We start from the raw sequence: 18,614 nt of genomic DNA, 5'->3' as shown, positions 1-18,614 counted from the left end.
ACAGGGAAGACAATTGTACGCTGACGACTGCATTATCATGACACGCAGGGCGGGGCACGCTTTGCCGCGGGAGTAAATCCGGTTAGAGGCTCCTCCCATGGACAAACTGATCATTCGCGGCGGCAATCGCCTGTCGGGCACTATTCCCATTTCCGGGGCGAAAAACGCGGCGTTGACGCTGATCCCCTGCGCCCTGCTGACCGAAGAGCCGCTGACCCTGCGCAATCTGCCGAGGCTGGCGGATATTGACGGATTCCAGCATCTGATGACGCAGTTTGGCGTCTCGACCGGAATCCGGGGCAAACGTCCGGAAGAATTCGGCCGGGTGGTGACGTTCGAGGCCGCGCATCTGACGTCCAATGTCGCCCCTTATGATCTGGTCCGCAAAATGCGCGCGTCGATCCTTGTGCTCGGCCCATTACTGGCGCGCGCTGGCGAGGCGACGGTTTCGCTGCCCGGCGGCTGCGCGATCGGCAACCGCCCGATCGATCTGCACTTGAAAGCGCTGGAAGCATTCGGCGCGAACATCGAGCTGACGCAGGGCTATGTGAAGGCGATGGCGCCTGATGGCGGCCTGCCCGGGGGCGATTTTGATTTCCCTGTGGTGTCGGTCGGCGCAACCGAGAACGCACTGATGACGGCTGTGCTGGCCAATGGCACCAGCCGCCTGTTCAATGCCGCGCGCGAGCCGGAAATTGTCGACCTGTGCAATCTTCTCGTGGCGATGGGCGCGGAGATCGAGGGCATTGGTTCGTCCGATCTGACGATCCACGGTGTGAAGAAATTGAACGGAGCCACCTACAAGGTGATGCCCGACCGGATCGAGGCGGGCTCCTATGCCTGCGCAGCCGCCATCACCGGCGGCGAAGTGCGGCTGGAGGGGGCGTGCGAGGCGGACATGCACTCAACCAATGCCGCGCTGAAAAGTATCGGGGTGGAAATCGAAAGCGACAAGCACGGGATGACCGTGCGCGCCGATGGTCAGCTGAAGGCTACCAACCTCTCCACCGCGCCCTTCCCCGGCCTCGCCACCGATATGCAGGCCCAGTTGATGAGCCTGCTGTGTAAGGCTGAGGGTACGTCGGTGCTGAAGGAAACGATCTTCGAGAACCGCTATATGCACGTCCCCGAATTGGCGCGCATGGGAGCCAATATCGAAACCGAGGGCCGCACGGCGATTGTCAAAGGCCCGGCCGATCTGACGGGCGCCGAAGTGATGGCGACCGATCTGCGCGCTTCGATGAGCCTGATCATCGCGGCATTAGCGGCGGAGGGTGAAACGCAGGTCCGGCGGATTTACCACCTCGATCGCGGGTACGAGCGTCTCGAAGAGAAATTGCAGCTGGCAGGTGCCGATATCGAGCGGGTCGGCGACGAATAGACTCAGTCGGCCGGGTCCGTGCGCGTCGATCCCAGAGAATAGGCCAGCCAGGTACGGACCGCGGTTGCGAGGCCGGTCGGTTCGGCTGCCGCCAGTCGCTCTGCATCGATCCGCGCGACGATCGCGTTGATCGGCACATTTTCGCGCGCAGCGGCATCGCGCAGCAGGTCCCAGAAAACCGGCTCCAGACTGATCGACGTCTTGTGCCCGGCAATCTCGACCGACCGTTTCACCGGAGGATGATAGGGGACGCTCATAGTCCGGTGGTAGCCGCTCGCATGCGTGCTGCCACGAATTTTTTGGGGTGGGGCGGCGGTTCAGTAGAAGCTAGGCTACGTCCATAATGCCGCAACCGACCGACCTCCTGAGCGAAAAAGAGAAGGAAACCCTGCGGCTTATCGTGCGCGGACACGATGCCAAATCGATGGCGCGCGAACTCGATCTGTCTGTGCACACGATCAATGACCGGCTGCGCGCAGCGCGCCGCAAGCTGGGCGTCACCAGCAGCAAGGAAGCCGCGCGGATGCTGCTCGAGCAGGAAAGCGGCAGCCCCGAATATTCTGCGTACCAGCAATTGGGGGATGAATCCGCAAGCGCCGATGCTCCACTTTCCTCCCATCCGGCACGTGCATTGTCACAGAGCCGGTGGGTGGCCCCCAGGGCTGCCCTCATTGCAGGAGGATTGATTATGCTCACTCTTATTTCCGCCATCGCGCTTTCGTTTGCGGCCCATCCTAGTGAAGAAGCCGTTCAGTTCGGCGAAGCAGCGCAAACCGCAACGACCGATGCCGAAGTTCTGGGCGCAGCGCAGGCGTGGCTGGCACTGGTCGACGATGGTGACTGGCAGGCGAGCTGGGATGCTGCCGGCGAAGCGTTTCGTGAACCCAATACGCTGGCGGGATGGACGTCCGCTTCCGAGCAGGTCCGTCCGCCGCTCGGCGATGTGCTGGCCCGCACACCGCTTTCGCAGGACCATGTGAATGCCCCGCCGATGGGGTACATTCTCCAGCGCTTCAAGACCGATTTCGAAAACCGCAACGGCGCAATCGAGACGGTCACGTTGATGCGCGAAGATGGCGAGTGGCGTGCAGTGGGATATTTCATTTCCTGAGCAAGCGGATTGTCCCCGGACAATCATGCGACGGCGGGCGCCTCGCTCTTGATCACGATTTCCGGGTCGAACAGCGCGGCTACGCCTCATCGCGTGCGGGTGGCGCCTGTTACTTCGACAGCGTGGTTGAGCCCGAAGCCCTGCAGCCAGGGGGTCGGGTTGTGCGCAGATCTCTGCACTACCGATAATCCCTCAATACATGTGCTGACCGCCATTGATGCTCATGGTCGATCCGGTCACAAAACCCGCTTCGTCGGAGCACAGGAAAGACACGCCGCGGGCAATCTCGCTGGGTTGGCCCAGTCGCCCCACCGGGATTTTCGCAACGATCTTCTCCAGCACATTCTCAGGCACGGCGGCGACCATGTCGGTGTCGATATAGCCCGGTGCGATTGCGTTTACGGTGATATCAAAACGCGCGCCTTCCTGGGCCAAAGCCTTGGTGAAACCGTGAATGCCGGACTTGGCGGCGGCATAATTGACCTGGCCATATTGCCCGGCCTGCCCGTTTATCGATCCGATATTGACGATCCGGCCCCAGCCGCGTTCCTTCATTCCGGGGAAGCAGGCCTTTGCCATATTGAAGCAGCCCCCCAGATTGATCCGCATGACATCGTGCCAATCTTCATAGGTCATACGCATCAGCGTACCGTCACGGGTAATCCCGGCATTGTTGACCACAACATCCACCGGGCCGATCTCTTCGGTCACTTTCTCGCAGCCGGCCTGCGTGGCGTGATGGTCGCCTACATCCCATTTGTAAGCCGCAATGCCCGTTTCCTTGGTGAAGGCCTGCGCCGCTTCGTCATTGCCGCCATAATTGGCGACCACGGTGAAGCCGTCTTCTTTCAAATGCTCGCAGATCGCGCGGCCTATACCCCGCGTTCCTCCGGTGACGATTGCGACACGTGCCATATCTCCGCTCCTTGCCTGTGCTTGTCCCCTTGACGTAGCGTCAGGCGGGTTTGCGGGCAAAGAAAAACCCCGCCGGAGCGGGGTCAGTCATTCGTATTCAAATACCCGGTCTGCAAAAGATCAGAAGCGCAGCTGGGTTCCGACATAGACCGACTGATCGTCTTCCGTACCATCGGTGAGTGGCGCCAGACGGTCGCGCTCCTGCGACAGACGGACACCGGCGGTCAGATCGATATTGCGCGAAACGCGGAAGCTGCCGCCCAGCTCGACCGATTGCTCACCCTGTGCCTCCAGAGTGCGGGGCGAACGGCCTGCGGGTGTGCTCTGATCCAGCGTGAGGCGCGGCGTAAAGCGGCTCGGCTTGTCGGGAGCGGTACCTTCTTTCGGCTTGAACTCGGCCAGATCGGGCATTTCAACCCGCGCAATCCCTGAAGGAAGCTGCGTAGCGGGTTTGGCAAAGCTCTGATACCCGCGCGAGATACCCAGATCGAAGCGCGAAGGAGCGATGGTTTGCACGGTGCGGCGACCCGGTTCCACTTGCGCGGATGCAACGGCTGTCCGCACCGAAATGGCGCGGGCCTCTTGCTCGCCGACACGGACGGCCACGGTCACCGTTCGGTCCGCCGGCTGGGCGCGACCTGCGGGCGTAAAGCGAATCGCCTTGCGCGCAGCGGCGTAGCGGCTGGCCACACGCTCGGCCAATTCCGGATCGACGCTGGCGGGTGTGAACGGGAGGGCGCTCTGCGCTTGCTGGTCGGGAGCAAAGCTGACCCCGGCAAGCGCGAGACCTGCGGTGGGCACAGCAACAATCGCGGCGCCGACGGCGAGCGGAGCAATGCCCCGCATCCAAGCCTGTCTGATCGCGCTGCGCATTGCTTTGCTCTCGTCCCCTGTACGCCCCGCCTCATGCGGGCACGCAAATGTTCTGTTCTCGTCGGCTAGCCGCAAGGGCGACTCACTGACACTGTCGAAATCTATGGGGCATTCCTTAGAAGCGCCAGTTTTTCCACAAGCTGAACAGCGCTTTGCCCTCCTACTGTGTCCCGATGCACACAATCGGCGCTCCCGGATACGGTGGTTGCGTGGTTCCACGCCATTCAGTCGCCATAAACGCTCCGGACGCAGAAAGCAGCCTGCGACCCTCCGGAATTGGTGCACGGCGCTTGCCGAGGCCACCCGCAAGGCTATAGGACGCATCACATAAGACACGCGTTTTCGCGCCGAAGTATGAGAGAACCACTATGATGACTGACACAGCAGCCGCCCCCACCGCCGGTCAATCGCGCGTTCGCACCCTGGCGCGGGCGATGGTTCTGGGCACCGCGACCTTGGGTCTTTCTGCATGCGGCGGCGGTGATGACCGTCCGGCTGCCGATCTGGCGGCGGCGCAGATCAGCACGATTGGCGTCAATTCCTATCTCTGGCGCGCCAGTCTCGAAACCGTCAGCTTCGCGCCGCTGCTGCAGGCCGATAGCGCGGGCGGCGTTCTGGTGACCGACTGGTATACCAATCCCTCCAATCCCGGAGAGCGGGTCAAGCTGACCGTTTCGATTCTCGATCAGGATCTGCGCGCCGATGCGCTGAGGGTCGCTGCCAGCCGTCAGGTTGCGCAGGGCGGAACATGGGTCGATGCCCCGGTCCAGGCCGCCACCGTGCAGAAACTCGAAGACATCATCTTGACCAAGGCGCGCGAACTGCGTCGACAGGCCGTGGGTTGATCGCACGGCACCTGCCTTAAGTCGTGCCTGCACATAGCATCGCCCCTTCCGGAGCAATTTCATGACTGACGCCGTTCCTTCCCGCTTCGATCCGGGCAGCGCAGACGCGCGCTGGCAGGCTGCGTGGGACGAGGCCCGCATTTTCGAAGCGGATTCGGAAAGCAACAAGCCGAAGAGCTTCGTGCTGGAGATGTTTCCCTATCCCAGCGGGCGCATCCATATCGGCCATGTACGCAATTATACCATGGGCGACGTGCTCGCGCGGTATAAGCGGATGACGGGGCACGAAGTGTTGCACCCGATGGGCTGGGATGCTTTCGGGATGCCGGCCGAGAATGCCGCGATGGAGAAGGGCGTTCATCCCGGCGGTTGGACGCGGGACAACATCGCCAATATGCGCGCGCAGCTGAAACGGCTGGGCTTCGCGCTCGATTGGTCAAGAGAATTGGCGACCTGCGAACCCGATTATTACGGCCACGAGCAGGCCCTGTTTATCGATCTGTACGAAGCCGGGCTGGTTTACCGGAAGCAGGCGACTGTAAACTGGGATCCGGTCGATCAGACCGTGTTGGCCAACGAACAGGTTATCGACGGCAAGGGTTGGCGCAGCGGAGCTGAGGTCGAAAAGCGCAAGCTGAGCCAGTGGTTCCTCAAGATCACCGACTTTGCCGATGAATTGCTGGATGGGCTGGGTGATCTTTCCGGCTGGCCCGATAAGGTCCGGCTGATGCAGGAGAACTGGATCGGCAAATCGAAGGGGCTGCAATTCGCCTTCGATCTGTCGGATGGCGGAAAGTGCGAGGTCTATTCCACCCGGCCTGACACCATCTTTGGCGCGAGTTTTGTGGCGGTTGCCGCCGATCATCCCGTTGCGCAGGCGGTCGCTGAAAGCAGCGCCGAAGCCGCCGATTTCATCGCTCTTTGCAAGCGGGGTGGAACTACGGCTGCAGACCTCGAAACGGCGGAAAAACTGGGCTTCGATACGGGGATTACGGCGGAGCATCCGTTCACCGGCGAAAAGCTGCCTGTCTTCATCGCCAATTTCGTATTGATGGAATATGGCACTGGCGCGGTGATGGGCGTGCCCGGCCACGACCAGCGCGACTTCGAGTTCGCGACCAAATACAAACTGCCGATCCCGCGCGTGGTTGCTGCCAGTGAAGAGGATGCGGACCAGCCTGTCGCCACCGAGGCCGAGCCGGGTGACGGGGTGATTGTCAATTCCGGCTTTCTCGACGGGATGGATGTGGACACCGCCATCGCCGAAGTCATCACCCGGGCCGAGAAAGGCAAATGGGGCGAAGGAAAAACGGTCTGGCGACTGCGCGACTGGGGCGTCTCGCGCCAGCGGTATTGGGGCACGCCTATCCCATTCGTGCACTGCGATGCCTGCGGCGTGGTGCCGGTGGCTAAAGACAGCCTGCCGATTGCTTTGCCCGAAGATGTCGATTTCCAGACGCCGGGCAATCCACTGGTCCGCCACGCGAAATGGAAGCACACGACCTGCCCAAAATGCGGCGGTGCAGCGACACGCGAGACCGATACGCTCGATACGTTCGTCGACAGCTCTTGGTATTTCCTGCGCTTTGCTAGCCAGCCGGAGGACAAGCCGTTCGACGCTGCGGAAGTCGCCAAATGGCTGCCGGTCGAACAATATATTGGCGGGATCGAGCATGCGATCCTGCACCTTCTCTATGCGCGCTTCTGGACCCGTGCGCTGAGCCATATCGGGCAGATCGACTTCCAAGAGCCGTTTGCCAGCCTTTTTACGCAGGGTATGGTCACGCACGAAACCTATTCCCGCCGCGCGCCGGACGATGGCCGTCAAAGCTATTTCTCGCCCGACGAAGTGGAGCGTGACGGCAAGGGCGCAAAGCTGAAGTCCGACGGTTTCCCGGTCACTGTCGGCCGAGTGATCAAGATGTCCAAGTCGAAGCGCAATGTGATCGACCCGGATACGATCATCGCTAATTATGGCGCGGATGCGGTCCGCTGGTTCATGCTGTCGGACAGCCCGCCGGAACGCGACCTGCCATGGTCCGAAAGCGGGATCGAAGGCTGCTGGCGCTTCGTCCAGCGGGCTTGGCGTTTGTTCGGTGCGTATGATGCAGCGGCGAGCGGCGAAGACAAGCCGCTTGCCCGCAAAATGCACCAGACGGTCGCCGCAGTGGCTGATGATATCGAGGCGCTGTCGTTTAACAAAGCTGTGGCGCGACTTTACGAACTCGCCAGCGCAATCGAGAAAGCCGATGCGTCGGCCGCGCGCAGCGAAGCAATCCGCACCCTGCTGCTTATGATCGCGCCGATGATGCCGCATCTGGCCGAAGAAGGCTGGGCGCAAATGGGCATGGAAGGTCTGGTATCGTCAGCGCCTTGGCCCACCGTCGATGAGGCCATGCTGATCGAGGACGAAGTGACCATCGCCATCCAGCACAAGGGGAAACTCCGCGATACGCTGACTGTGGCAAAGGGCTTGCCGAAGGACGAAATGGAAGCGCTCGCGCTGGCCAGCGACAAGGTTCAACGCTCGATCGACGGGGCCGAAGTGCGAAAGGTCATTGTCGTGCCGGACAGATTGGTCAATATCGTCACGTGATGCGGTTTCGTGCTCTCCTTGCGGCTTGCTTTGTCCCTCTGGCGCTGGCCGGATGTGCGCTGCAACCGATGTATGCGGGCGGAGCCGCAGGGGCAGCCGGGCAGGCGCTGGCCAATGTTTCGGTCGCACCGATACAGGGACGCGCCGGATGGCTGGTGGCGAACGAATTGCGCGACCGGCTTTCCGTGGGTCAGTCTGGCGGGGGCGTGGACGATGACAGCGCCCGATACCGCCTCGAAGTGCGGCTGGACGACCAGCTCGAGGGCTTTGGCCTTCTCAATGACGACACGATCGGTCGGGAGCGCCGGACTCTACGCGCGCGTTATCAGCTGATCGATACTGCAGACGATTCCATCGTGCTCGACGCGACTGCGGGTTCCGATGTCGGGATCGATGTCGTCTCCAGCGAATATGCGGTGATCGCCGCTGAACAGACCGCGCTGGAACGGCTGGCGGGCGAAGTTGCCGACCGCGTCGTGACCCGTATCGCCTTGCTGGGCCGCGAGAGCCAGTGAACGCAGCGCTGCAGAACGCACGATGAAGGTGAAGCAATTCGAATTCGCCGGACGCGCCAAAGCTGCTGCGTCGCAATGCAACATGTTCTTTTTCTGCGGGCCTGACGAAGCGGGCGCAAGCGCTGCTGCTGCCACTATCCATTCGCTCCTGCCCGATCCGGGAGAGCGGATCGAACTGTCGGGCGCCGATATCAAACGCGATCCGGTGCTGCTTGGCGATGAAGCGCGCTCCAGCTCCCTGTTCGGTGAAAAGCGCCATATTTTCGTGCGCGCTGCAGGGGAAGAAGCGCATGATGCGCTTAAAAACCATCTGACGGGAGAAGGAGAGGCCTGCCCGGTTCTGATCGTCGCAACCGGTGCGACCGACAAATCGCGTACGGCCAAGCTGCTCGAAAAGCGCGACGATGCGCTGGTGGTAATGTTCTATCCGCCGGACATGCGCGCCATGACCGGCACGGTGCGCGATCTCGCCGACCGAGCAGGCCTTCGATTGCAAGGCGACATGGCCGAGCGCATCGCGCGGTCTTCCGGAATGGATCAACGGCTGGCGGCTTCCGAAATCGAGAAGCTGGCCCTTTATCTCGATGCCGCGCAGGACCGGCCAGTGAATGTCACCCGCGAGGATTGGGACGCGATCGGGGCAGTATCCGAAGAAGATGGCTTCATGGACATTGTGAACGCTGCCCTGTCAGGCCGCGCGCAGTCTTTGCCGGGAGAACTGGCGCGGATGGAGGCGACCGGGATCAACCCGGTGACCGTGCTTTTGGCGGTCGAACGACGTGCGGCACAATTGTCACAACTGGCGGCGCGGCTCGGGAGTGGCAGCGATATTGCGGGCTTTATTGATGGAGAGAAGCGCGCGCGGCGGGTGTTTTTCAAGGAAGCTGCTGATTTGCAGGCACAACTGGGAACTTGGCGCGGTCCCAATTTGGACCGGCTCGTCGCACGATTGACCTCGCTTCATCGAAAAATGTTAGGCAATAGTCAGCAAGCAGGAACACTGCTAAGACACGAATTGACACAGATTGCGCGGGTCAGCGCGCGGGGTCGCGGGAGATCGTAGGAAGGATCGGCCGCATGACGCAAAATAATGGTGATCGGAGGCCAACCTCCGGCGAAAAGTTTTTCGGAATTGCCGGGCCCGGGCTCGCGAAGGATGGCGTCGCACCGGACGGGTGTGGAATCTGAAAATGAATGCCCCATCATTCCTGACGGCAGCCGATCTGGAAGGCGACACTCCGCTTGTGCAATCGCTGGAGAAGCGGCGCCTGCGCATCTACGCGGCGTTTCTTGTCCTTGATATTTGCATCCTGGCCTTCAGTTTTGCGGTATCCAGCTGGCTCACCAACCGGGTATTCGCCGGGGCGGGGGCAATGGCTCAGGCGCAGGTGATGGCACCTTTGTTCCTGACCATCGCGCTCTACAACCGAGCCTATTCGATGAGAGCTATGGAAGCGTGGAATTACGCCGCGTTCCGGGCGGTGTTGTCGCTGCTGATCGCAGCGGCGCTGCTGAGCTTCATTACCTTCTATCTGCGAGCAGAGGATTACTCGCGCGCGGTTTTCACTCTTGCCATCTCGATTTCCGCGATCGGTCTGGTGGTCTCGCGCTATGCCATTGTCGGCCAGTGGCAGCCCTGGGGGCGCAAGCTGACCAATGTGCTGGTTGTCCATGATGGCGGCCCCAAAGTTCCGCTGGAGGGCGCGATCCATGTGGATGCGAGCCAGCAGGGCATTCGCCCCGACCCGAACGATCCGCACGCGCTGAACAAGCTGGGCCAGATGATGACCAATATGGACCGCGTGCTGATCAGCTGCCCGATCTCGCGGCGGATGGAGTGGTCGTTTGTTTTGCGCTCGGCAGGCGTCAATGGCGGCATCGTGACTGAACGGCTGAACGAACTACGCCCGCTGCGGATGCAGAACGACAACGGTCTGCTTTCGCTGGTGGTGTCTGCAGGCCCATTGGGCATGCGCGACCGGGTTCTAAAGCGCGCGTTCGATACGGCCCTCTCGGGTACTGCGTTGATTGCATTGTCGCCCCTGTTGATCCTGACCGCGCTGGCGATCAAGCTGGAGGACCGGGGCCCTGTGTTCTTTGTCCAGCGCCGGCTGGGTAAGGGCAATTGCTTCTTCGATATGTGGAAATTCCGCTCGATGAAGGTTGCCCGGCTGGACGCCGACGGCAAGCAGTCGACCGCGCGCGACGACGACCGGGTGACTAAGGTCGGGAAATTTATCCGCAGCACCAGCATCGATGAACTGCCCCAGATTATCAACGTGTTGCGCGGAGAGATGTCGATCGTCGGCCCGCGGCCCCATGCTCTGGGTTCGCAGGCAGGGGACAAGCTGTTCTGGGAAGTCGATCCGGAATATTGGCGACGTCATGCCCTGAAGCCAGGGCTAACCGGACTGGCGCAAGTGCGCGGTTTTCGCGGGGCGACGGAGCAGGAAAGCGACCTGCAACACCGTTTGGGCGCCGATCTGGAATATATCTCCAATTGGAGCCTGCTGACCGATATCGCCATCGTCTTCGCAACCGCCAAAGTATTGGTCCATCAACGGGCTTTCTAACGACATTGAATCTTTACTGGTTTTCTGCGATAAAGTGCTGTCGAATAGATCAGGACAATAAGATGCAAGCGAGAGCGACAATTTCAGGGCGGTTGGTTGTTGGTCTGGGCTGCGCCAGTCTGGCGATGGCCGGTGTGCCTGCCCATGCCGATACCCGCGTGAGCGTTCTGTTGCCTCTTTCTCAGCAAACTTCCGCCGTCGCGACATGTGCTGCATCGCGTTCTGCCGCTGAAGTCGCGACTGCCGCTCAGGGCGCGCAGACTGCCCAAACCGCGCAAGCGGCCCAAACCCGCGGTTGCCTGTTGCCACTTCGCGCAGCACCGCCGCCAGCGGTTCAGCCTCCACCGCCGGCTCCTCCCGCTCCGCCGGTTGCCGCTCCGGCTGCAGGTGGTGGGTTCGGCTGGCTGGCTCCGGCGCTTGCCGGGATCGCCGCGATTGTCGGCATCGTCGTCGCTGCAGGCGGCGGTGACAATGGCGCTAATCCCGGAATTAGCCCCGGCTAACCGGCGATAACCGCTCTCAAGATACTTTAGCCAGGCGATGCAATGGCACCTCTGGCGTCTCAAACAAGCAAGGTGAAAACTACCATTGCCGAATGGGCTCTGGCGGGCCTGCTGGTTCTCGCCTTGCTGTTTGGCGGAGGAGGCAGCCCGTCGCCGGCACCCGAACTCGTTCTGCAGATCGCTTGTGCCATCTTTGGCGTTGCCGCTCTGTGGGCAGGATGTTTTGCGAACGGGGCAGGGCGGACGGCGTGGTGGCTAGCGGTCATCGTCCTCGCACTCCCGGCAATTCAGCTTATTCCCTTGCCGCCCAGTGTCTGGAACGCGCTGCCGGGACGTGATCTTGTCGCAATCTCGCTGGAGAATGTCGGCGCATCCGGCGATTGGCGCCCCCTTTCCATTGCGCCGCACAAGACCATGGCCAGCCTGCTGGCATTGGGCCCGCCCCTGCTTGTCCTCCTGCTGACCGCCTCTTCGAGTGATAGCCAACTGCGCAAGGCGCTCGGGGCGATCATCGTGATGGCTTTGGCGGCCACTATTCTGGGCGCAGTGCAAGTCGCGTCGGCAGGACAGGTGGGCCATCTTTACGAAGCGACCCATCGCGGTTGGGTCACCGGCTTCTTTGCCAACCGCAATGCGGCAGCCGATCTGTTCCTTATCGCAGTGCTGGCGCTGCTCGCACTCGCCTATGGCCAGCCTGATACCAAAAGCCCTGCGCGTGTTCCCCCCGGAGCGGCAGGAGTAATCGCGGTGCTCATGGGTGCCGCGTGCATCATGACAGGATCACGCGTCGGCGTGGTACTTCTGGCCGTGCTCGCGATGGTATGGCTGGCCAGCGTCGCCATTAGGGCGATATCGGTGTCCAGAAAAACTGCGGGCACTGCGGCCGCAGGAGCTGCAACCGTTGTGATGGGTCTGCTCTTGGCCGGTTGGTATGCTGGCGGCCTCAGGCAAGTTGCCGCCCGTTTCGGAGCAACCCGCGATATGCGTGCCGAGATCTGGCCTGACACTGTCCATGCAATCGAGCGGTTTTGGCCTGTTGGCTCTGGGCTAGGCACTTTTCAGGAAGCCTACGCGCCGTCCCAGCGGCTCGAGACGCTGGGGCCGGCAATTATTAACCGCGCGCATAATGATTTTCTGGAGCTCGCACTGGAAGGCGGGCTGCTCGCATTGATCCTGCTCTGTGCCATTGCTGCCTTGCTGCTGCGCAGCGCGCTGCTGCAATGGCGAGCCTCACCTCTGATCCGCAGTCGCCTGCTTTTTGCCGGTGCAACGCTTGCCGTTCTGGCCGCGCATTCGCTGGTCGATTATCCCCTTCGCACGATGGCGCTGGCAGTGCTTGGCGCCTTCGCTGCCGGAATTGTGGCAAAACTTGTAAGGCCGTCTTGATTGCGCGGACGCTTGCTTCACTGTCGCGTTAACCATGAAAAAGCGCTTAGCCCGATTCGGCCCCAAAGCCGCTATCGCCATCCCAGTGGGTGCTCTCGCAGCGTGTCAGGCGACGTTGCAGCCCGATGTTCCGGCAGGCGCTGACGCGTATACCGCCATTTCAGTGGCCCCGGAAGAGAGCGATGCGGTTGCTCCACGTTACGCATTGCGGGGCGGTGATGTCGTCAGTGTGGCAGTGTTCCAAGAGCCGGAATTGTCGCGCGATTCCATCGTGTTGGACGCCGCGGGTAATCTCAATCTCCCTCTGCTGGGGGAAATTCGCGCACGGGGCCTGACCACCAGCGAACTCGCCCGGTCGATCGAAAGCGCCTATGCTGCGCAATATCTGCGGGATCCGCGGGTCGCGGTCTACCTCGATGCGAGTATCAAGGATGCCGTCACCATCGAAGGGCAAGTCGAATTGCCCGGCATGTATGATTACCGCGACGGGCTGACGCTTCTTTCGGCCGTGGCTCTCGCCCGCAGTCCGACCCGTACGGCCAAGCTGGATGAAGTGGTTGTCTTTCGCGAGGTCGATGGCCAGCGGCAGGGGGGCGTATTCGATCTGATGGCGATCCGCGAAGGCCGGATGCCTGACCCGGCATTGCGTCCTGGCGATGTAATTGTCGTCGGCTACTCCTCGTTGCAGGGAACCTACCGCGATATTCTGCAAGCCGCCCCGATCCTTGGCATCTTTACGCGGTTTTAGAGCATGGCGACTTCCTCCAACCTGCCGGTAGTTATTCCGCAGTCTTCCCAGTTCGGGGAGACATCGGTCGGGCGTCTGTTTCGTCAAAGTATTGTGGCTCTGCGCCGCAATGTGTGGCTGGCCCTCGGGCTCGTCGCTCTTGGTCTGGTGCTCGGCGTGGCCGCCACTCTGCTGCAAACGCCGCGTTACACGGCCACCACCAGCATGGAGATCGACGAACGCGCGCAGCAGATTCTTGGCGAAGGTCTGGATACCGAAACTGCCGACAGCGATCCGTGGGATATCGACCGTTTTCTCAACACCCAGCTTGATGTGTTGCGCAGCCGCGCTTTGGCGAAACAGGTTGCGGAAGAACTGGGGCTGCTGGAGGATGACACCTTCCTGACCGCAATGGGCGCTGCAGTGCCTGACGACGCGGCTGACGAAGAAGCGCGCGAAAACACCGTTCTGGCGCAGTTGCGCGAGAACCTGCTGATCGAACCGCCAGAGAACAGCCGGGTGGTTCGGGTCTCCTTCACCAGCCCCGATGCTGCACTGTCCGCCCGCATCGTCAACAGCTTTGCCGCCGAATACATCCGCTCGACGCTGCAGAACCGGTTCGACAGCTCGTCCTATGCGCGTGAGTTCGTATCGGATCAGCTCGAGGAAGCGCGCGTGCGGCTGGAAACCTCGGAGCGGGAGCTCAATGCGTTTGCGCGGGCTGCCGGGTTGATCCGCTCGCGCGATCCGCAGGTCAGGGAAAACATTCCGGCAAATACCAGCATCACTGCGGCCAGCCTGCAGCAGGTGAATCAGGCGGCGAATGCCGCGCGGGCGGAGCGGATCGCTGCTCAAGGCCGATGGGAAGCCGAACGCGCGACGCCGCTGCTGTCCTCTCAGCGGGTGCAGACCAATTCGACGGTACAATCTCTGATGACCCGCAAGGCCACGCTGGAAACCGAGTTGCAGGCCGCGCGGGAGCGATATCTCGATGGCCACCCTACGGTCGAGCGGTTGCAAGGCGAGCTGGCGATTACTGACAGGCAATTGTCGACCGCCGCGAACAATGTGCGGGCATCGGTGCGCGCCGAGTTCATTGCCACCCAGCGGGCCGAGCAGGCGCTGGCGAGCCAAGTGCGCGAACTTCGCGGAGAGACACTGGCGGAGCAAGATCGATCGGTGCGTTACAACACCCTCGCGCGCGAGGCGGACACCAACCGCAAGATCTATGACGAGCTGCTCGAACGCTATAGCCAGCTGAATGCATCGTCAGGCGTGGCTTCCAGCAATGTGACGATCATTGACACCGCGATGGCTCCGAGAATGCCGTCTTCGCCCAACCTTCTCGCAAACCTGCTGGTCGGGTTGCTGGGCGGATTGGTCGCTGCGGCGCTGGCAATCTTTGTCAGGGATCAGCTCGACGATGCAATTCGGGTGCCCGAGGACGTCGAAACCAAACTGGGCCTGCCGCTACTGGGCGTCGTGCCTAAAGCTCTGCGCGGTGGTGCCGGTGACGAACTGGCCGATTCCAATTCGGCCATCGCGGAGTCCTACATGGCGCTGCGTGGAGCGATGCTTTACGCTACGCCCGAGGGCCTGCCGCCAGCTTTTTCGGTTACTAGTGCAGAAGAGACCGAAGGCAAGACGACCACAAGCATGGCGCTGGCTCAGGGCCTCGCGCGCATGGGCAAGAGCGTGGTTCTGGTCGATGCAGACCTGCGCCGTCCGTCGATCCATAAGCGTCTTGGCATGGCCAACAAGGCGGGCACGGCCGACTATCTGATGTCCGACCGTGGTGCAGCGGAATTCATCCAGCCCGGGCCGGTCGACGGTCTTTCGGTGATCACAGCGGGCCCCTCTCCGGTCAGTGCGGCCGACCTTCTGTCGACCCCGCGTCTGCAGGATTTGATCACCGAGTTGCGTGCCCGATTCGATGTGGTGATCCTCGACACGCCGCCTGTGCTGGGGCTGGCCGATGCACCGACAGTGGTGGCGCAGACCGGCGCGGTTCTGTTCGTCGTCGAAGCGGGAAGGGTGCGCAGCGGGCAGTTGAAATCGGCGCTGCGCCGGCTGCGTTTTGTGCGTCCGGCGATCCTCGGAGCGGCCATGACCAAGTTTGATCCCTCGCTCGCCGGCAACAGCTATTCCGCTTATTACGGGCGCGATTACTACCGCTATGATAGCCCTGACGAGGCGGCAGTCTGATTAAGCGCTGCCATACGGACGCGAACACATCACGAGCGCGCCTTGTCGCAGCCTCGGCATCGGCGCTGATTTTTGCCAGCTTGAGCATCGCCAGCGCTGCGGACCGGCTGACGGTTTTTGATGCCCGCGCGTCGGCACTGGTGCCCGCTTCTTTTGCCGGGAGAAGCTCTCAGATCATGGCTGACACCGCGCTTGAGCGTGGCGAGGTCACCACCGCGCTTGCTTACGCGGCGTTGGCCGTGCGGCAATCGCCGATGGATGCGGCGGCGGTGGACCTTCTGGGCGAGGCGCAGCTTGCTGCCGGTGAACAGGACGCGGCATTCGGCACCTTTGCAATCGGGCAACAATTCGGCTGGCGCGGCGCGGTGGGGCAGGCTTACCAATTCGAACAGGCAATCGCAGGGGGAAATGCCAGGCGCGCAGCGCTTCATCTCGACGCATTGCTCCGCTTGCGGGCAGGCGACGCGGCTCTGCACAGCGCCATCGACCGGCTTCTGGAGCAGGACGGTGGACATGCGGCACTCGCCGAGCGGTTGTCCTACCGCCCGCGATGGCGCAGCGCTGTGCTGGGCGGGCTCGACGGATTGTCGCGGCCAGCGCTGGAAAGGCGCGCCATGCTGGTTGTGGAAGCCATCGAGGCCGGAGCAATCCGCTGCACCGAAGCACGGTTTTTCGTCACCCATGCCGAGGCGCGCGGATTGGCCATAGAACGGTGCGATACGCCAAACCGCTAGGCGCCGGCCTCAAAGACTGGCGGTCAGGTCCAGCTCCACTGTAACGTCGGCGCTGGCCTGCGTTTCCAGATTGGCGCGCATCTGGGTCGATCCGGCATGAAGTGAGCCATACGGCACGCCGCCGCCCGAAGTCGGTCCCAGTGGCCGAGCGGACAATTGCAAGCCAGCATTGGGCAAGTCATGGCCGATCAATGGTCCGCTCACGGAGCCTGCCGGGATCGTCGAAACGGCGCGTGACCGAACTGGCAGGCCGGGATTATCGGCCTCAATCTTCAAAGCGGCAGCATTGTTTTTGAACACAAAGCTCTGCGCCGAATGGGGCACCGCCGCGGCCATCCGGTTGGCGGAGAGATGAACCGTGTATGCGTCGGCTCCGGATTCCGCGAAGGCCGCCACCAGCGGACCGACCCGCGACGGATTGCCATTGGTGATGGTGTTGCCGGCGATCACCTGTTCGCCGGTCAGCGTGTGGCAGGCGATCACCGGCCTGTTCTCAGCATCTGACCATAGGTCGCAGTGCTCGACAGTCACAGGTCCGCAGGTTTTGGGCTGGCCATCGTCATCTGTTCCCGTGCCCTTGATGGACAGAACATGCCAGCCATTGGTCCCGGCATCGCTGGCCACCGCCAGCTTCATATTGCGCAGAGTCAGTGCGTCGCTGACTTCGAACGACAATTCGCTTTGGATGGTTGGTCGCCCGCCGGGATCGCCCACAGCCCTGACCAGCGTCAGCCCGTCGATCGAGCATTGGCTGTTTGCATTATAGGCCACGCGCCGCCCGCTGAAGGAGATCGGCGGTACATCGACCGGCGCTGTTGCCGCGCGGATCATCGCATCGCGCATCACCAGCCTGTCGCACCCGGCATTCTCCAGTTGCGGGCCGGCATTGCCGTCAAAATAGGGGCTGTGGACGGTTGCATTGTCACCCTTGCCTGTGAAACTGAGGCCCATACCCAGCGCAGCATTCACTTTGCCGGCGCCAACAATGCGCGGGCGGATGAAGTGGATATCGGCATAGCGCGCGGTGCCATCATTATTATGGTTCTGCAGTTCGAAGTTCATCCGCCCCGCGTCGCGAAATTCGCAATCGACGAAATAGACGGTGCGGATGCCACCAGACATGTTGTCGGTCACCAGTTTCATGGCATTGGCAAGCAGGCCCGGCCGCGTGGTGAAGCGGCAGCGATTGAAGATTATGTGCTCCAGATCGTTGGCCAACCCTGCACCAAAGCCGCCATCGAATGTCATATCGGCAAAATAGAGATGGCTGCAGCTGGCACCGAAATCGAAGACCCGCCCGCCTGCGGGATTGACGTTAGAGAGGATTGTCCGCGTCATCCCGCGCCCGACCATGCCGCCATGGCTATCGGTCCATTTGAGCGAGCCGCCACTGGCATTCTGGCCGATGGCGAAAGTGCCGCTGCCGAGCTGGACGATGCCTTCGCCGACCTGTCCGACGGTCTCGGCAAATGCAGCGAGAGCAGTGCCGTCATCATGGATACCGTCGCCCAGTGCGCCGAAATCGCCCGGAGTCAGGCCCATTTGCCTGATGACGGTGGAAACGGGTCGCAAAACGGCCTCGGCAATATCCCGGCGATAGCCCACCGATTGCGCGCCTTCCGCACCGCCAAGCGCCGCATTGAATGCGAGAGAGCGGGCAGCGAGGCCACGCGCTGCGAGATCGGCCCCGCTCATTGCGACACCCGGTAGATGCATGAGCCGGAGTTCAGAGCGAACTCAAGCCAGAAGGTCGCTTCGCCGTCGCTCTCCGACCAGATCTGCTCGACTCCGTTCTGGGTCAATACACCCCAATCGAGGCCGACGACCCGTAAATTATGCAGAGTGGCGCCGCCGTCGACAGACCTTTTCAGGCGCACCTCGCCTGCCCAATCGCCTGACAGCGATACCGCAATCGGAGCAGAGCTTGCGGGCGTGAAAGGGCCGGCCAACCCGGAGGTCGATTGTGTCCCGGCCAGAACGGCGGCCTGTCCGGCGCCGGCTGCAAGCGCGACCGGAAGCGGATTGGCTTCGGTGATCTGCACCAGACGGTTCGCAGGATCGGAATATCCGATCGCGAAAGCCGGAGCGAAACCGGCGGGGGTGGTAATACGGGGTGCTGGCATGGGGGTCCTTCCGAATCGGGAAGGCAACCAACTATACATCGAAGGTTCTGTAGGAAAATGATTTGTACCAAATAGATTAATCCAAGGGCGCCGTGCCGGAGAAGCTGCATGTGCCGGAGCCGTGGGG

At 61.9% G+C, this 18,614-nt stretch carries 17 protein-coding genes; 12 read left to right on the top strand and 5 right to left on the bottom strand.

Going from position 1 to position 18,614, the window contains the following annotated elements; genetic code table 11:
• Positions 1-97: 97 nt before the first annotated feature.
• The gene (gene murA, locus ACFCW2_RS04690; RefSeq protein ID WP_379548469.1) at positions 98-1,381 is read left to right on the top strand and encodes a UDP-N-acetylglucosamine 1-carboxyvinyltransferase; all 1,284 of its coding nucleotides are present in this window, start codon (positions 98-100) and stop codon (positions 1,379-1,381) included.
• Positions 1,382-1,383: 2 nt separating this feature from the next.
• On the opposite strand, the gene ACFCW2_RS04685 is transcribed toward murA, so the two are convergent.
• A complete protein-coding gene (locus tag ACFCW2_RS04685) occupies positions 1,384-1,638 on the bottom strand; it encodes a ribbon-helix-helix domain-containing protein (protein WP_379548468.1) in 255 nt (84 codons plus the stop codon).
• 86 nt (positions 1,639-1,724) lie between these two features.
• On the opposite strand from ACFCW2_RS04685, the gene ACFCW2_RS04680 reads away from it, so the two are divergent.
• Entirely contained in the window at positions 1,725-2,492 is a 768-nt protein-coding gene (locus tag ACFCW2_RS04680; protein WP_379548467.1) for a DUF4019 domain-containing protein, read from the top strand.
• A gap of 192 nt (positions 2,493-2,684) precedes the next feature.
• On the opposite strand, the gene phbB is transcribed toward ACFCW2_RS04680, so the two are convergent.
• Both phbB and ACFCW2_RS04670 read right to left on the bottom strand, forming a co-directional pair.
• Positions 2,685-3,407, bottom strand: a complete 723-nt coding sequence (gene phbB, locus ACFCW2_RS04675; protein ID WP_379548466.1) for an acetoacetyl-CoA reductase — start codon at positions 3,405-3,407, stop codon at positions 2,685-2,687.
• 120 nt (positions 3,408-3,527) lie between these two features.
• The gene (locus tag ACFCW2_RS04670) at positions 3,528-4,253 is read right to left on the bottom strand and encodes a hypothetical protein (RefSeq protein ID WP_379548465.1); all 726 of its coding nucleotides are present in this window, start codon (positions 4,251-4,253) and stop codon (positions 3,528-3,530) included.
• 461 nt (positions 4,254-4,714) lie between these two features.
• Here ACFCW2_RS04670 and ACFCW2_RS04665 point away from each other — a divergent pair, with 461 nt between their 5' ends.
• The 10 genes from ACFCW2_RS04665 to ACFCW2_RS04620 all read left to right on the top strand — a co-directional run bounded on the left by ACFCW2_RS04665 (position 4,715) and on the right by ACFCW2_RS04620 (position 16,364).
• Positions 4,715-5,125 (top strand): DUF3576 domain-containing protein, encoded by a 411-nt coding sequence (locus ACFCW2_RS04665; protein ID WP_379548925.1) that lies wholly within the window; start codon positions 4,715-4,717, stop codon positions 5,123-5,125.
• Between the two features lie 61 nt (positions 5,126-5,186).
• Positions 5,187-7,721: a leucine--tRNA ligase gene (gene leuS / locus ACFCW2_RS04660; RefSeq protein WP_379548464.1), complete on the top strand. Its 2,535-nt coding sequence runs from the start codon at positions 5,187-5,189 to the stop codon at positions 7,719-7,721.
• A complete protein-coding gene (lptE, locus tag ACFCW2_RS04655; protein WP_379548463.1) occupies positions 7,721-8,236 on the top strand; it encodes an LPS assembly lipoprotein LptE in 516 nt (171 codons plus the stop codon). The genes leuS and lptE overlap by 1 nt, the downstream gene beginning before the upstream one ends.
• A gap of 22 nt (positions 8,237-8,258) precedes the next feature.
• Entirely contained in the window at positions 8,259-9,299 is a 1,041-nt protein-coding gene (gene holA / locus ACFCW2_RS04650; protein ID WP_379548462.1) for a DNA polymerase III subunit delta, read from the top strand.
• Between the two features lie 127 nt (positions 9,300-9,426).
• Positions 9,427-10,809 (top strand): exopolysaccharide biosynthesis polyprenyl glycosylphosphotransferase, encoded by a 1,383-nt coding sequence (locus ACFCW2_RS04645; RefSeq protein ID WP_379548461.1) that lies wholly within the window; start codon positions 9,427-9,429, stop codon positions 10,807-10,809.
• Between the two features lie 62 nt (positions 10,810-10,871).
• On the top strand, positions 10,872-11,312 hold the full coding sequence (locus ACFCW2_RS04640) for a hypothetical protein (RefSeq protein ID WP_379548460.1): 441 nt from the start codon (positions 10,872-10,874) through the stop codon (positions 11,310-11,312).
• Positions 11,313-11,384: 72 nt separating this feature from the next.
• Entirely contained in the window at positions 11,385-12,698 is a 1,314-nt protein-coding gene (locus ACFCW2_RS04635) for an O-antigen ligase family protein (protein ID WP_379548459.1), read from the top strand.
• Between the two features lie 34 nt (positions 12,699-12,732).
• On the top strand, positions 12,733-13,446 hold the full coding sequence (locus tag ACFCW2_RS04630) for a polysaccharide biosynthesis/export family protein (protein ID WP_379548458.1): 714 nt from the start codon (positions 12,733-12,735) through the stop codon (positions 13,444-13,446).
• 3 nt (positions 13,447-13,449) lie between these two features.
• Entirely contained in the window at positions 13,450-15,630 is a 2,181-nt protein-coding gene (locus ACFCW2_RS04625; protein ID WP_379548457.1) for a GumC family protein, read from the top strand.
• A 176-nt stretch (positions 15,631-15,806) separates the two neighbouring features.
• Positions 15,807-16,364: a hypothetical protein gene (locus ACFCW2_RS04620; protein ID WP_379548456.1), complete on the top strand. Its 558-nt coding sequence runs from the start codon at positions 15,807-15,809 to the stop codon at positions 16,362-16,364.
• A 9-nt stretch (positions 16,365-16,373) separates the two neighbouring features.
• On the opposite strand, the gene ACFCW2_RS04615 is transcribed toward ACFCW2_RS04620, so the two are convergent.
• Both ACFCW2_RS04615 and ACFCW2_RS04610 read right to left on the bottom strand, forming a co-directional pair.
• Entirely contained in the window at positions 16,374-18,059 is a 1,686-nt protein-coding gene (locus ACFCW2_RS04615; RefSeq protein ID WP_379548455.1) for a hypothetical protein, read from the bottom strand.
• The gene (locus ACFCW2_RS04610; RefSeq protein WP_379548454.1) at positions 18,056-18,487 is read right to left on the bottom strand and encodes a hypothetical protein; all 432 of its coding nucleotides are present in this window, start codon (positions 18,485-18,487) and stop codon (positions 18,056-18,058) included. Before ACFCW2_RS04610 ends, ACFCW2_RS04615 begins: the two co-directional genes overlap by 4 nt.
• Positions 18,488-18,614 lie beyond the last annotated feature (127 nt).

It is taken from the genome of Qipengyuania algicola (assembly GCF_042492175.1).
Taxonomy (GTDB): domain Bacteria; phylum Pseudomonadota; class Alphaproteobacteria; order Sphingomonadales; family Sphingomonadaceae; genus CAJXSN01.
The sequence above is the reverse complement of the archived record's forward strand: the minus strand, read 5'-3'. Positions and strand labels throughout refer to the sequence as shown.